The 14112-nt window shown below is 43.5% G+C and carries 16 protein-coding genes and 1 pseudogene; 8 read left to right on the top strand and 9 right to left on the bottom strand.

What is annotated here, in order from left to right:
• Window positions 1–136 precede the first annotated feature (136 nt).
• Genes JZO85_RS04920 through JZO85_RS04910 form a run of 3 tightly spaced genes read left to right on the top strand, consistent with a single transcriptional unit; the run spans window position 137 to window position 1981 of the window.
• A complete protein-coding gene (locus tag JZO85_RS04920; RefSeq protein WP_207107413.1) occupies window positions 137–601 on the top strand; it encodes a helix-turn-helix domain-containing protein in 465 nt (154 codons plus the stop codon).
• The gene (locus JZO85_RS04915; RefSeq protein ID WP_430732911.1) at window positions 598–1347 is read left to right on the top strand and encodes an ABC transporter ATP-binding protein; all 750 of its coding nucleotides are present in this window, start codon (window positions 598–600) and stop codon (window positions 1345–1347) included. The genes JZO85_RS04920 and JZO85_RS04915 overlap by 4 nt, the downstream gene beginning before the upstream one ends.
• Window positions 1337–1981: an ABC-2 transporter permease gene (locus JZO85_RS04910; protein ID WP_207107412.1), complete on the top strand. Its 645-nt coding sequence runs from the start codon at window positions 1337–1339 to the stop codon at window positions 1979–1981. The genes JZO85_RS04915 and JZO85_RS04910 overlap by 11 nt, the downstream gene beginning before the upstream one ends.
• 109 nt (window positions 1982–2090) lie before the next feature.
• On the opposite strand, the gene JZO85_RS04905 is transcribed toward JZO85_RS04910, so the two are convergent.
• The gene (locus tag JZO85_RS04905; protein WP_207107411.1) at window positions 2091–2408 is read right to left on the bottom strand and encodes a hypothetical protein; all 318 of its coding nucleotides are present in this window, start codon (window positions 2406–2408) and stop codon (window positions 2091–2093) included.
• Window positions 2409–2572: 164 nt separating this feature from the next.
• Window positions 2573–3412, bottom strand: a complete 840-nt coding sequence (locus tag JZO85_RS04900; protein WP_207107548.1) for an aldo/keto reductase — start codon at window positions 3410–3412, stop codon at window positions 2573–2575.
• 213 nt (window positions 3413–3625) lie between these two features.
• Between JZO85_RS04900 and JZO85_RS04895 the strand changes: the two genes are divergently transcribed.
• The gene (locus JZO85_RS04895; protein ID WP_207107410.1) at window positions 3626–3919 is read left to right on the top strand and encodes a hypothetical protein; all 294 of its coding nucleotides are present in this window, start codon (window positions 3626–3628) and stop codon (window positions 3917–3919) included.
• Between the two features lie 16 nt (window positions 3920–3935).
• Here JZO85_RS04895 and JZO85_RS04890 read toward each other — a convergent pair whose 3' ends face one another.
• Both JZO85_RS04890 and JZO85_RS04885 read right to left on the bottom strand, forming a co-directional pair.
• Entirely contained in the window at window positions 3936–4319 is a 384-nt protein-coding gene (locus JZO85_RS04890; protein ID WP_207107409.1) for an MmcQ/YjbR family DNA-binding protein, read from the bottom strand.
• Between the two features lie 67 nt (window positions 4320–4386).
• Window positions 4387–5118, bottom strand: a complete 732-nt coding sequence (locus tag JZO85_RS04885; RefSeq protein WP_207107408.1) for a GntR family transcriptional regulator — start codon at window positions 5116–5118, stop codon at window positions 4387–4389.
• A 165-nt stretch (window positions 5119–5283) separates the two neighbouring features.
• Between JZO85_RS04885 and JZO85_RS04880 the strand changes: the two genes are divergently transcribed.
• From JZO85_RS04880 to JZO85_RS04865, 4 genes are read left to right on the top strand one after another with little or no spacing between them, the layout of a single operon-like run.
• A complete protein-coding gene (locus tag JZO85_RS04880; protein ID WP_207107407.1) occupies window positions 5284–6579 on the top strand; it encodes a PTS sugar transporter subunit IIC in 1296 nt (431 codons plus the stop codon).
• Entirely contained in the window at window positions 6572–7597 is a 1026-nt protein-coding gene (locus tag JZO85_RS04875; protein ID WP_207107406.1) for an ADP-ribosylglycohydrolase family protein, read from the top strand. The genes JZO85_RS04880 and JZO85_RS04875 overlap by 8 nt, the downstream gene beginning before the upstream one ends.
• A gap of 42 nt (window positions 7598–7639) precedes the next feature.
• Complete coding sequence (add, locus tag JZO85_RS04870; RefSeq protein WP_207107405.1) at window positions 7640–8659, top strand: adenosine deaminase; 1020 nt, start codon at window positions 7640–7642, stop codon at window positions 8657–8659.
• Between the two features lie 3 nt (window positions 8660–8662).
• On the top strand, window positions 8663–9277 hold the full coding sequence (locus tag JZO85_RS04865) for a YczE/YyaS/YitT family protein (RefSeq protein ID WP_207107404.1): 615 nt from the start codon (window positions 8663–8665) through the stop codon (window positions 9275–9277).
• Between the two features lie 143 nt (window positions 9278–9420).
• Here the strand turns inward: JZO85_RS04865 and JZO85_RS04860 are convergent, their stop codons facing one another.
• The 5 genes and pseudogenes from JZO85_RS04860 to JZO85_RS04840 all read right to left on the bottom strand — a co-directional run.
• Entirely contained in the window at window positions 9421–10155 is a 735-nt protein-coding gene (locus tag JZO85_RS04860; RefSeq protein ID WP_347401782.1) for an ABC transporter permease, read from the bottom strand.
• Window positions 10139–11059: an ABC transporter ATP-binding protein gene (locus JZO85_RS04855; protein ID WP_207107402.1), complete on the bottom strand. Its 921-nt coding sequence runs from the start codon at window positions 11057–11059 to the stop codon at window positions 10139–10141. The genes JZO85_RS04860 and JZO85_RS04855 overlap by 17 nt, the downstream gene beginning before the upstream one ends.
• Before the next feature lie 78 nt (window positions 11060–11137).
• Window positions 11138–12043, bottom strand: coding sequence for a sensor histidine kinase (locus JZO85_RS04850; protein ID WP_207107401.1), 906 nt, complete (start codon window positions 12041–12043; stop codon window positions 11138–11140).
• 3 nt (window positions 12044–12046) lie between these two features.
• The gene (locus JZO85_RS04845) at window positions 12047–12748 is read right to left on the bottom strand and encodes a response regulator transcription factor (RefSeq protein ID WP_207107400.1); all 702 of its coding nucleotides are present in this window, start codon (window positions 12746–12748) and stop codon (window positions 12047–12049) included.
• A gap of 774 nt (window positions 12749–13522) precedes the next feature.
• Window positions 13523–14112, bottom strand: a pseudogene (locus tag JZO85_RS04840) (glycosyltransferase family 1 protein); the annotation flags it as partial.

Below are 14112 nucleotides of genomic sequence, written 5' to 3'. Positions count from 1 at the left end.
ATTTTGTTCCATTTATTAAAACGTTTTAACCTTTTTTTAAATGGAACCGCAACCAGAGCTAACCATTTTTGTTGCGATCCGTTGGTTCTATTTTCGATTCAAGTAAGCTAAAGTAGATTTAAGGGAGATGAAAAGTATGAATAATCAGAAAAGTCCGATCGCGAACAACTTGCGTTCATTAAGAAATCGAAACAACTGGTCCTTAGAATATGTGGCAGAAAAATTAGAGGTCTCACGTCAGGCAGTCGCCAAATGGGAAAATGGAGAGTCTTTGCCTGATGTCATGAAATGCGATGCTTTAGCTAATCTTTATGATGTTACTTTGACTGATTTGATCCGTCACAATCAGGAAGATGAAGGAATACCTATCGGCCCGGCCGGCAAGCATATTTTTGGAATCGTCCCTGTCGGCTCCCGTGGACAGATCGTTCTGCCGAAAAAAGCTCGTGACCTTTTAAGTATTAAAACCGGAGATACCCTAGTAGTTCTCGGCGACACAAATCCCGCATCAGCAGGTATCGCCTTGATCGATAGTGAGATGTTTATGCGAATGACAGGAAATACGATCGAATCGATTTTCGATAAGAAGGAGGAATCATGATGAACCTGCTGGAGGTAACAGAGCTTTCGAAAAACTATCCGACATTCTCGTTAAAAAATGTCAGCTTTGACGTTCCAGAAGGTCAAATCATTGGGTTGATCGGTGTCAACGGTGCAGGAAAAACAACCATTTTAAAAGCGCTGTTAAATCTGATCCCCGTGGATCATGGAACGGTCAGAATGTTCGAAAAGAGCTTCTTAGAAAATGAACCCGCCTGCAAGCAAAAAACTGGCGTCGTGTTAGGCGGAATCGATTTTTATAAAGAAAAGAAAATCAAGGATATCACCGCGGTCACTAAACGGTTTTATGAAGACTGGGATGAAGCAGCTTATCAAAAATTTCTAAAGCTGTTCTCCCTAGAGCCGAATAAAAAGGTCAAAGAGCTTTCGGCTGGAATGCGGGTGAAGTACCTGATCGCCTTGGCGCTTTCCCATCAAGCAAAGCTATTTATTTTTGATGAGCCCACCAGCGGACTCGATCCGGTATCGCGGGATGAGCTGATCGAGATCTTTCTTCAAATCGTTAAAAATGGAGGGAAAAGCATTCTTTTCTCCACCCACATTACCTCCGATCTAGAAAAGTGTGCGGATGCGATCGTTTATATCAAAGAAGGAGAGCTGGTCAAAGCCGCTCCTAAAAAGGAATTTATCGACTACTTCCAAACGCTGAAACGGCCGGACGAAACAGAAGCTCTCAGCTTGGAAACTATTATGGTACGAATGGAGGGGAAAAATTATGATTTCTAATCTACTGTACAAAGAGATCCGCTTAGCCGCGCATCCCAACCTGTTTATCTTCACTTTGATGGGACCGCTTATCTTAATTCCCGGGTATCCTTATACAATGATCTTCCTATTCAGCTTAATCGGAAATTTCGTTAATTTGATGTATACACGGGAAAACAACGACATCTACTATTCTACCTTGCTGCCGCTGAAAAGAGCCGAAGTCGTTTTAGGAAAATGGCTGGTTCTGCTTGTTTCCCAACTTTTGACGATCGTGATCTCCTTGCCGTTTGCCTTTTTACGGCTGCAGCTGTTGTCGCAGCCTAATCCTGTGGGGCTTGAAGCAAATACTGCCTTTTATGGGTTCGGCCTGATGATCTTTGCTTGTTTCAATTTCATCTTCTTAACAAGTTATTTTCAAACGGTCTATAAGGTCGGAGCTTCCTTTTTGAAGGGGCTGGTTCCAGCAACACTTGTTGCGATCATCGTAGAGGTTCTCGTGCATTTTCCAAAGCTAGCTTGGCTGGATGCGGTCACCTTTGATGGCCAAATCAAACAGCTGCCTATTTTAGCGGCGGGAATTTTGATCTATAGTGTTGCGATGTGGGCGACATACAAACTATCCGTTCGGCGATTCAGCCAAGTGAATCTATAAATAGGGCTGCTATATGCAGGTTTCCCCATAATAAATACCCCTAACCAGGACTTGAGGATTTCTCAGTCCTGGTTAGGGGTCGCTTGTCCGTCTAACGCTCAAAACGTTTTTACTTTTCGTAATAGCCTGTCCAAGAAAGCCCGTCTTCATTGGCTTTTGCTCCGACAAACTCTTTTTGCGTAGATTTTCTGACTAATTTTCCCTCGCCCGTCAGGTCATCCATCAGCTCTTTATGACGCGAATACGTCACTTTTTCTAATTCATTTAGATCGCGATTAGTGAAAAAGTCCTCACTGCGCTCCACTTGCTCTGCCTGAGAAAAATCAGGTGTCGCCTTTTCTTCAACTGCCACATCCTTCTTTTGAGTAAACCAAAAGAATAGAAATGCCGCAGCCAGCACACCAACCAGTGCCACTACTTTTTTCATTGCGTCCTCCCCTGAAGCATCTTCTTACTTTTCAGTATGCCACAAGTGAAAACGTTTTTGAATGAAAAATTAATTTTTATCAAATAATCTTTTTTTAAAAAGGAAATAGAATGGATTGGCTTATTTTCTTATTAAAATTAAAACAAAAAAATCATCTTTGCTGATTACTCGAACTCTTCATATTCATTTGGGTCCTGTCCATCAATCCGTCCATCCGGTTTTTCCAGCAGATTGATCCGCTCGATTTCAGTTTGCGATAACTCAAAATCATCAATCGCTAGGTTTTCTCGTTGATGCTGCAGATTCCGTGATTTGGGAATCGGAATGATCCCCCGTTGCCCATGCCAGCGTAAAATAATTTGCGCTGGGGTCTTGTCATATTTTTCAGCCAGCTCAACAATCACTGATTCCTTCAGCGCGTCGCTGCCGCGGCCTAAAGGACTCCATGCTTCAGAGACAATGCCGCGTTGCTCATTCGCTCGCACCATTCGCTCTTGTACCCAGTAAGGATGGATCTCGATTTGATTCACCGCAGGCGTCACACCGGTTTTTTCAATGATTTTGTCTAAATGCTCCGATTCAAAATTAGAGACTCCTATGGAACGGATCAGCCCCATTTTTTGTGCGGTCACTAAAGCTTGCCAGGCCTCCACGTACAAACCGCGTTTTGGCAGCGGCCAGTGTATCAGATATAAGTCAAAATAATCCAATCCCATGCGGAACAAGGATTCTTGGATCATCATCAACGCATCCTCATAATGATGGTATTTTCCAGGCAGTTTTGTCGTCACAAAAAATTCAGAGCGCGGAATCCCGGAACGGCGGATCGCCTCGCCTACAATTCCTTCACTATCATAATTGGTGGAGGTATCTAACAGACGATAGCCATCCTGAATCGCCGTCAAGACTTGATCAAGTCCTGCCCCTCCGCGAATTTGGTAGGTACCTAGACCGATCGCCGGTATCTGATGCCCGTCATTCATTGTAATCAATGGTACTTTCATCATCAAACTCCTCCTTCTTTTAACCTATCCCGCTTTTTGCATTGAAAAAGCAGATTCCGTAAGCTTTCGCTCTCATTTCTACCTTACCATCAAATTCTGATAACTGTTAAATCCTCTGCTCAGCTTTCGAGAATTTATTTTTGAAAATAGGCAGAAAAATTTTGGGGAAAGAGGTATACTACTGAATGAACACATTAGAGGGAGAAGATTACATTGGATTCAATTATTTGTATCGTTTTGGGCATGCTATTTGCGAATGGTGTTCCCCACTTTGTCAAAGGTATCACTGCTGAAAAATGGGACGTACCTTGGAAAAAACCGGCTTCTGCCTCTACGAATGTTTTATGGGGGATTGCGAACTGGCTGATCGTTGTGATTCTCTACGCGCTCTTCAAGCCAGACATCAATAGTTTTGATGCCGCCTGCTTTTTAATTGGTATGGGTATTACTGGATATTATCTGGCGCTGCATTGGTCAGAGAAAAAGAACGAAAATGACGCTGCTTGATTAGCAGCGTCATTTTTTATTCTTCGATTTCAGCTTTTTGCTTCTTCGTCAGCTTTTGATACACCAATTGATAAGAGACTTCGATCAATTGCTCAATCGCCTCATCATTCAAGTCATCACTGGCCAGCTTGATCGAGTTCCAATGATTTTTGTTCGTGTAATACCCTGGAATCACCGTTCCCTTATAAATCTCCCGCAGCTCCTCGTTTTTTTCAGGCAGATTTTTCAAGGTGATGATCGCATCTTCGCTGGCTTGATCATTCATCATGCCAAACATTTTCCCCTGCAGGTCAAAATAAAGGACTTCCCAATCCTCGCGAAAATAAACCTTCGCTCCCTTCAGCTTCTCGCCAAAGATCTTAAACCGTTCGATCCGCTGTTGAATCATTGTTTGTTCCATAGCTCCTCCTTAATATGCTGACTGCCAGTCTGACTTTGGGCAGCTTCATGGCTGCGCTCTACTATTTTTATTTTAATGAACTAACCGACGTGTTATAGGTGAACTTCTGATAATGATTTCTTACGATCGTATATTCAAACGGAAGCCCCGTTTCCGTAAACACGATCTCCTCAGTTACTGTGACAGGCTCATGGGGTGTAAGCTGCAGCTCTTTTTGATCCTCTTCATCAGAGGGAGCCGCAAAAATCGAGACATACGAATTCGTCAACGAAATCCCCATTTCATTGATAGCGTAATCATAAATCGAGTCTTTAGCGATCTCCTTTGTCAGCTTAGGAAACAACTGAATCGGGATATAATTGGTTTCGATGGAAACAGCCACTTTATCAATATACCGGACCCGTTTAAAATGATAGGTGAAATCATTCTCCGTTAATAAAAGTGCCTTGCGTATTTCTTCTGGCGGTAAAATCACTTCAAACAACAGGATTCTCGAACTGATTTCCTTTCCCTGCTCCGAAAATGATTTAGTTAAGCCAATCGGGCCCCTTTTTTGATGGCTATAGTCGTCATAGTTTTTCTTGAATAATAAGTTTATAAATGTTCCTGAACGGGCCTTCCTAAATAAAAGACCGTCCTCTACTAAGGAGTCCATCGCCTTTTTCATCGTACTTCTGCTCACTTTAAAGGCTTCACTCAAATCTCGTTCGTTGGGTAATTTCCCTGAAGGGTATTGATCTTCTAAAATATTCTTTTTGAGCTTTTCTGCTATTTGATCATATAAATTGAGAGAATCCATCCTAACCTCCTTATACAGCCGCTTTTCCTCCTTATTATATCCAAGAGAAATTCTTTTTACAACAATTCTGGTACGTTCCAATTTATTATGTGGTTGACTCCAATACCACGATGTGGTTTAATAACCTTGAAAGTGCTTTCTAAAAAAATATGAGGAGAATAATTTATGAAGAAGTTAACCGCGTTATTAGAGAAATATTTGCTGCCTTTTGCTGATATATTTAGTAAAAACCGCTACCTTGTCGCTATCAAAGACGCTTTTCTGATCTCTCTGCCCTTTACTATTTTCAGCTCCATGTTTACTGCGATCGCTAATATCCCCTTTTTACCGAATATTTTTGGCGAAAAGGCGATTACGCAATTCCAAGCATTTGTTTCACCAACCTTCTCTTTAACTATGGGAGTCATTTCTTTTATCGTCGCTGCCGGCATCGGCTACAGCTTGTCGAATCACTACAAGGTGAATCCTATTTACGGCGCAATTGTTAGTTTGGTTTCATTTATCATGATTACACCGATGACAACCGCTACAGAAGCTGGCGAGGAGGTTCTCAATGTTTTGCCCCTTTCTGAGGTCGGAGCCGTTGGGATGTTTGCCGCAATTATTATGTCTATCCTAGCTACTGAGATTTATCGGTACGCTATCCAGCATAACTGGACGATAAAAATGCCTAGCAGTGTACCAAAATTAGTGTCCGATTCTTTCTTTTCCTTCATTCCAATTGCCGTAGCGTTGATCGCTGCCTTTGCCATTCGAATGATTTTTGAAGCGACTCCTTTTGAAACGGTCAACAACCTGATCTATCAAGTTCTGCAAAAGCCGTTAACTTCTTTAGGAACATCGCTTCCTGCAACGATCATTGTTGGAATATTGGTCAATCTGTTCTGGTTCTTTGGTCTTCACGGCCATGTCATTGTCGGCAGTGTGATGGTCCCTATCTGGAATGCTCAGTCCTTTGATAACCTGACCGCTTTCCAAGCTGGAAAAGACTTGCCTCATCTGGTTACCGGTCAATTTACTGACTTTTTTGTACTAAATGGCGGCTATCTTTCAATCCCTGTGCTGATTTCCCTGCTGTTTCTTTTTAAGAAGCGTACGGATTGGAATGATCTAGGAAAAATCGCCCTTGCGCCAGGTATCTTCGGTGTTTATGAACCATTGATTTTTGGTCTGCCGATCATGCTGAATCCGATTATGTTCATTCCTTTAGTTGCTACACCAATCATTACAACAACGCTATCCTACCTTGCGATGAATCTTGGTCTAGTTCCATTTACAACAGGCGTCGCATTGCCTTACACAATGCCGCTGATCGTTAGCGGCGCCATCGTAACAAACTCGATTCGCGGAGCCATTTTGCAAATCGTTTTATTGATCATCTTAACCTTTATGTGGTACGTGTTCTTAAAAGTATTAGATAACCAAAACAGACTGGAAAGGGAGCAAACGGTTCATGACTAAAGAAAAAATGCTAGGAGCGTTATACGGCGCCGCTGTCGGTGATGCTTTAGGTGCACCTACGGAATTACGAACTACCAATCAAATCCTCGAGACGTTTGGAGGATATGTAAAAGAATACACCTTAGCGCCAAAGGATACTTTTGCCAGAGACTATCCCGCTGGAACCATTACGGATGATTTTAGTATGTCCTATTATTTGATGCAGGCCATCATCGAGCATGAGGGGAACTTTACAGAAGAAATCGCTCAGCAGGCCATCATCAATTGGGGCGCAGATGACTATTATTTTGACAAATTTGCCGGTCCGACTACTCGAGCAGCGATAGAAAACATGAAGCAGGGCCTTCCTACCGATGTTGATCCATTCGGTTTGATCAACTACAGCGGTCTAGCGACAAATGGCGGTGCAATGAAGACGATCCCGTTGGCCTTATTGGCTAACGGCGACTTGGAGAAGGCGCTGGAATATACTATTTGGATGTGCAAACCAACCCATTTCAACAGCAATGCGATTTCCGCGGCGGCGGCCATCTGCTGCGCGGCGACACATGCGCTGACAGAATCCGCGACCTTAGAAAGTATTGTCGCAGCTGCTGTATGGGGGGCCGAAAAGGGCCGAGAATACGGCGAGCAGCAGCAGCATATATCCGTTGGAGTGGATATTGCCTATAAAATTCAAGAGGCCGTGAAGATCGGCGGTCAGGCAGCCAGCTTTGAACACTTATTAAGCGAAACCGCTGATAAGGTCGGCACGAACTTCCTTGTCCAAGAATCAATTCCCGCTGTATTTAGTCTGTTGGCCGGAACAGAAGGGAATACGATGCTTGGCATCTATGCCGCAGTCAATGTCGGCGGCGACACAGATACCATTGCTTCTATGCTGGGGGGAATTCTTGGCGGGTTCAACGGCAGCCAAAGTATTCCGCAAAAATACATTCATGATATGGAAAAAGTAAACACAACACTCCCACTCCAATCAACGATCGAGACGTTTGTAGCCCTATGCTCCTCCCGATAAAATCAGAGGAGCATTCCAAAACGTGAAAGGAGGACGCCAAGAGTGAAGAAAGAAACGATTCGGTCCCTGCCAAAAATTGAATTGCACTGTCATTTAGACGGCTCCATTCAAATCGGCACTTTAGAAAAGCTGGCAAAAAAAGCTGGGATTCCCTTGAACTCGTTAACGAAGGCAATTGCACCAAAAAAATGTCATCATTTAAAGGAATACCTAGAAAGCTTTGACTGCATTTTACCCTTGCTGCAAAGTGAAGAAAATCTGACCCTCGCGGCCTATGATCTGATTGAACAAGCGGCTGAAGAAACGATTCGGTATATTGAGATTCGTTTTGCCCCGCTGCTGCATCAAGAACAAGGGTTGTCGATCGAACAAGTCCTTCGTGCTGTTTGTCGAGGAATCCAGCACGCACAGAAACAATTTGACGTTCAGGCAAATCTGCTGATCTCCGCGCTGCGCCATCATTCTAATGCAGCGAATCAGCAATTAATTGATACGGTCACGCAATTGAATTCAGAAACGATCGTCGGTTTTGATTTTGCCGGTGATGAGCAAGCAATATCAAACGAGAAGATCAAGCCCGCTGCCGACTACGCATCAGCTTCAGGTCTGAAGCTTACTTTACATTCAGGCGAATGCGGATGTGCTCAAAATGTCGTCGAAGCGATTCGCTTAGGCGCTGTCCGAATCGGGCATGGTGTAGCAATCAAGAGCGATACCGCCATCATGGATTATTGTGCCAAAAAGGGAACTTTGCTGGAGCTGTGTCCTACCAGCAATATCCAAACCAATGCGATCAAGGAGTGGGCAGACTATCCATTGCGCAAGTTTTTAACTCACAATGTCAAATGCTGCATCAATACGGACAATCGAACGGTCTCTCAAACCACCTTGACAGAAGAGTACCTTCTTTTGGCAACCCACTGCCAATTGAGCTATTTAGAAATGAAAAGACTGAATCTAAACGCGATCGAAGGTGCCTTTGCAAGTCAGCAGCTAAAGGATCAGCTAGTCCAACAAATAAATAGTGGTTATGCTGATGTCATCCCTTCGTCAGAGGCTTAGAGCATGACGCTTAAAATCAATCTGTTCAAGGTTCTGTTGGGAACGCTTTTATCTGCCTTCGGACTTTCCTTAATGATTACCAGCAGCTTAGGTGTCGATACCTTAAGTGTTGCCTTGTTCGGAGTTATGAAGATCTTTCCGTTAAAATTCGGTTACTTAAGCCTATGCTTCAATCTTTTCGTTCTAATGATCGCTTTTCTTTTTGACCGCAGGCAAATCGGCATCGGGAGTCTTATTAACGGTATTGGTATTGGATTAGGCGTCAATTTTTTCACTTCCTTCTTTACGCTAAATACCTCCTCTATCATCAGCCAGTTAGTTGCTTCGATCAGCGGTGTATTACTCTTTGCTCTAGGTATTGGAATCTATGTTTCCGCACAATTAGGTGCCGCTGCCTTGGAATGCTTGACCTTGATGGTCGTCAACAGTTCAAATTTTTCGATCAAGACTGTTCGTATCCTGATCGATAGCACGATGATTGTAATCGGTCTTTTACTAGGCAACGCTAATTTAGGCATAGGCACTCTCCTATGCGTATGTACTACAGGGGTCATTATGGAAGGTGTCCTAAAATTCCAAAGCCGCCTGATTAAAAACAAAAAAATTGATGCAGGGTGAGTCCCTGCACCAATTCATCGATGAGTTAAATAGTAAGCCCCCTATAATTCTTCCCTGTTTCCATCCATGGGGGAGAATTTTTTGTTGAAGCGAGGATTTTGTCTGAGAAAGGGGATTCGCGTTCGCCATTTCAAGTAGGCATTTTACAAATCCTGCCGCTTAAATAGCCAATAGGCTGCAACAAAGCCGATAATCCCTGTCAAAAAGATGCTTCCCAAGGTTAATAGATCATCTTTGAATGACAGCTCGACTAAGCTTTGAACAACTACCGCTGACCATGGCATGAGACGTGCAAAATTGAATGGGATATTGAGCGCAAACATTTGGATTCCAGTAAATGCTAAGGCGGCCATGATCGTCGGATAAAACAATTTCCGCTGCAGGACACTCACCGGCAATAAAGGCAGCGCTGCGACAAAAGCCAAAAAGCAGTATTTAAAGAGTGTCGTCACCAGAGTTTTGGTTCCTGTTGCGCCAAAAGTGTCTGGATAAATCAGCCAGCCGCCAATCGTATAAATGATTACGACACCAATCAGCGTTCCTGTATACCAGATGAACCAAATCGCTAATTTGCCTAAAAGAAAGCGGAAGCGTGAGGTGGGAGCCGTCAAGACATTATTGATCGTGCGATCCTCATACTCCCGCTGCATTAAGAAGGTGACAATGAATCCGCTCATAATTGACAGTAACGAGCCGACAACTAGATAGACAGTCGGCAGCCAAACGCGATAGTCTTCTATCGGGGATTCAACGATGACTAAATCCTTAAAGACCATAAAGGCCGCAGCGAACAGTGTCAGCAGTGAACAAACCGCAAAGATGCGATTCCGTTTCAGCTTCATCCATTCAGCAGAAATTACATTACGCAATGCCGACACCCCCCGTGATCTTTCGAAAGTGCTCTTCTAAATTGACCGAGCCGACAAATAAACTGGAAACCTCGATCCCGTTTTTTCCGAATAGGCGATTGATTTCTTGCGGTTCAAAGGAAAAATCAAAAATTTTGATCGTATCATTGCCGTCCACTGTATAATTGCTGAGATTCAGCTGCTCCTCTAATAGACGAGCAGCCTGATGAATATCCGATACAGTAACACTGATATATCGCTGATTGTGTTGTGCAATTTTTTCCAGATCACACTCCTCCAGCAGCTCGCCATCGTGCAAAATACCGATGATATCCGCGATTTGCTCGATCTCTGATAATTGGTGACTAGAGATTAAAATCGTCTTGCCATGAACCTCGGCCAGCTCCTTCAGCAGCCTGCGGATTTCAACGATGCCGATCGGGTCCAGCCCATTCGTCGGTTCATCTAAGATCAGCAGCTCCGGATCTTTCATTAATGCATTGGCGATTCCCAGCCGCTGCTTCATCCCTAATGAGTAATTGGCAAAACGCTTGTGTTCAGCATGCGTCAAATCAACCAGCTTCAAAGCCTCCGCCACACTGTTTCTTTGTGTCTGTCCCTTCAGCTTAGAGAATACCTTCAAATTTTCCTGACCGGTTAAATACGGATAAAAGCTTGGTGTCTCGATGATATTTCCAATACGCAGGTATACTTCCGGATGCGTATTAGGTGATTGACCAAACAACAGTACTTCACCCGAACTTGCTCCTGCCAAGCCCAACAGTATTTTCATGATCGTCGTTTTTCCTGCGCCGTTGCGCCCCAAAAGTCCATAGATTTTTCCTTTGGGAATGGCGATCGAGACGTCCTTGACTACCGTCTGATCATGGTAGCGCTTCGTCAGCGCCGCCGTTTTTACAACATATTTTTCCATGGCGACCATCCTTTCTATACTTCTAGCTTAGCAGGGCTACCTTGCCTTAACCTTGTCGAACCCTTATTTTTTTCTAGTTTATTTAGGCAGTGTCAAGGAAAATTGTGTCCCTTCGCCTAATCGACTGCTGGCACTGATTTTTCCATGATGAGCTGTGACTAGTTCTTGGACGATCGCCAATCCCAAGCCATTGCCTTTCGAGCCTCGAGCTTCGTCTCCTTTATACAGGCGGTCAAAAATCCGCGGGAGATGTTCCTCCGAGATCCCTTTGCCGTTATCGGTGATTTCAAGCTGAACCTGCTGCTTTTCTTCCGCCAACTTGACCGTAACCTTGTTCCCTTGACTATGGTTTAAGCAGTTTTCCAATAAGTTATCGATGATCCTGCGAAACGCTGAAGCGTCCACTTTGCAATAAAACTCTTCTTCAGGAATGTCGATTTCATAAGTAAATTGCGGTTCCAGTCGCGGAATCCAGTCACTGATACTCTTCCTCAGCAGCTCGCACACATCGACTGTTTCGAATTGATAGCGACGTTCCCCTGATTCAAGCTTGACCCATTCAAAAAGAGTACTGATATACTTTTCTAGTTCAAATGCTTTTGCCTGAGAAGAATGCAGATAATGCTGCTGCTCCTCTTCCGTTACCAATCCGTCGTTGATTGCCTCTAAGTAGCCTATCAGAGAGGCCAAGGGCGTACGAACATCATGCGACAAGCTGGTGATCAGCTTGCGATATTCATTCTCAGAAGTCCGCAATCCACTAAGCTGCCGCTTGATATCTGCCACAATCTCGTTCAACCGAAAACAAAGCTCCGCCACATCCGTTGCTTCATCCGTAACCATTTTTCGATCGAGGTTCCCTTCAGCGATATCTTCCAAAACAAGCAGCGCTTGGGCAAGCTGCTGTTTGTTTTTTCGAAGACGGGCAATTAGATATAAACAACCTGCGGCCAGCAAAACGCAAATACTACCTACTATTGCCATCTCCTATCCCTCCTGATTAAAACGATAGCCGACCCCGCGAACCGTTTGGATAAAGAAAGGCTGGGCAGCATCCGCCTCGATCTTCTTTCGCAGCTTACTGATGAAGGACATGATATTACTATCATCAAAAGCATATTCATCGCCCAAAACCTGCTGATAAATTTGACGTTTCGTAAAAATTTGTCCCTTATGCGCTGCCAGAAAATACAAAAGCTCAAACTCTTTTCCCGTCAATGCCAAAACTTTATTATCCAATAAAACAACTCGCGTCTGTGTATCAAGGGTTAAATGCTTTAGATTGAGAGTCTTTTCCGCACCAGCAGTCCGATTAAATGTTGTATAACGCCGAACCAAAGAATCGATCCGTGCCATCAGTTCCGCCATGCTAAAAGGCTTCGTCAAATAATCATCCGCCCCCAGCTGCAGCCCGCGAACCTTATCCGACTCTTCATTCTTAGCCGTCAGCATCAAAACTGGAACCACGCTTTGCTTGCGGATCTCCGTCAAAATACTCAACCCATTGATTTGCGGCAGCATGATATCCAACACAATCAAGTGATAGTCACCTGTCAGCGCCATGTTCAATCCGCCAGCTCCTGTGTAGGAAATATCTACTGTATACTCAGCATTTCTCAAATATTTTTCTATGATAGAACAAAGCTCCTGATCATCATCAATGATCAATATCCTGATTTTCTCTCGCATCGGCCTTCTCCTCAAAAAAGTAATTATTCTATTGTTAATTTTAGCAAAGTTCAAGAGGATTTCGGAAGGAAGTTGTGTGGAAAAGAAAAACACCATCCAAGTTGGACGGTGTTTTGAGGTTGGTTGGGGAAAGACGGTGTATTCCAGTGCTTTTAGATTTAGACGGACTCGGAAGTCATGGAAGCCTTAATCACTGAGAAATTTACATTCCACTGTTTTTAGATTTAGACCATTAAAAAGAGAAGTTCATCTTCTATCATTGAAAAATTTACATTCCACTATTTTTAGATTTAGACTTACCCAGGCAATACCGAAACACTTTTTGCATTGAAATTTACATTCCACTATTTTAGATTCTGATCCCGTCTTAAATTATACCTGTTACCGTCAGGCCTTAATAGTACTTTTCTGTCGATCTCAGTTTTACCCCTTCACTCCTCTGCAAACATAACAAGATGCATTAAAGGAATCCTTTTCGTTTCAACCGTTTCGCCCTGCTGTCGTAACTACACGATTTATAGCTTTTTTAGGGTCGACAGATTGATCTAAAATCAGCGTTTAACTATGATTGGTGTGCAGTTATTTCCGAGCTTCTCGTAGAAAATTTAACTTATTATTCGAATAAACGCCAAATAACCATACACTTCAGCTAAAAAAATGTATGGCTATCTGGCTATTCGAAATTTTTTAAACTACGTTAACTCGGATTTTTCCATCGACAAATAAGCCTTCATGCTAAAAGGACGTCCTTAGTCCGACATAAATATGCTGTTTCTACTTACGTTTTCTTTTTGGCTTCCCTTTCCCTGTTTGCCTTTTCTTCTCCTTTTTTGATCTGGATGCCTTTTTTCCTTCAGGCGTCCGCTTCATCAGCTCCTCTTTCCGCTCTCGTTCTTGTTGGGCTTTGCTCTTCGGTTTCTGATAAGGCTTATAGGGCATTTTTTCAGCGGCGGATAGGGCCATCGGTTTAGGTTCAGCGGCTTTTGGCGCTTGGTTTACTATAGAAGCTGCGGGTTTGTTAGTTGGCTCGGCTTTTTGTGCTGCCGCGACGGGACTTTCAGATTCACTTGCAGTCCGCACTTCTTCCTTTGGCGCTTCCTCTTTCAGCTCTGCCATCCGTGTATCAGTCAAAACGATCCCTTCAGGTAAAAGGGCCTTCACTAATTTCAGCTTCTCTTCGTCCGTCATCGTACTGAAGTCAAGACCAGATGATGCTTCCATTTTTGGCTGAGTCGCAACTGCATTAATCGGCTCAGTCTCATCCACGACTTTTCCCTTTTTGATTTTAGGATGACGGGTACAATTTTGGATTTCAGAATTTTCTAGTTTTACAAAACGGCGGATACCGTCCTTTTCAAAGATCG

The sequence above is a fragment of the Candidatus Enterococcus murrayae genome (genome assembly GCF_017315985.1).
GTDB lineage: Bacteria > Bacillota > Bacilli > Lactobacillales > Enterococcaceae > Enterococcus_A > Enterococcus_A murrayae.
The sequence above is the reverse complement of the archived record's forward strand: the minus strand, read 5'-3'. Positions and strand labels throughout refer to the sequence as shown.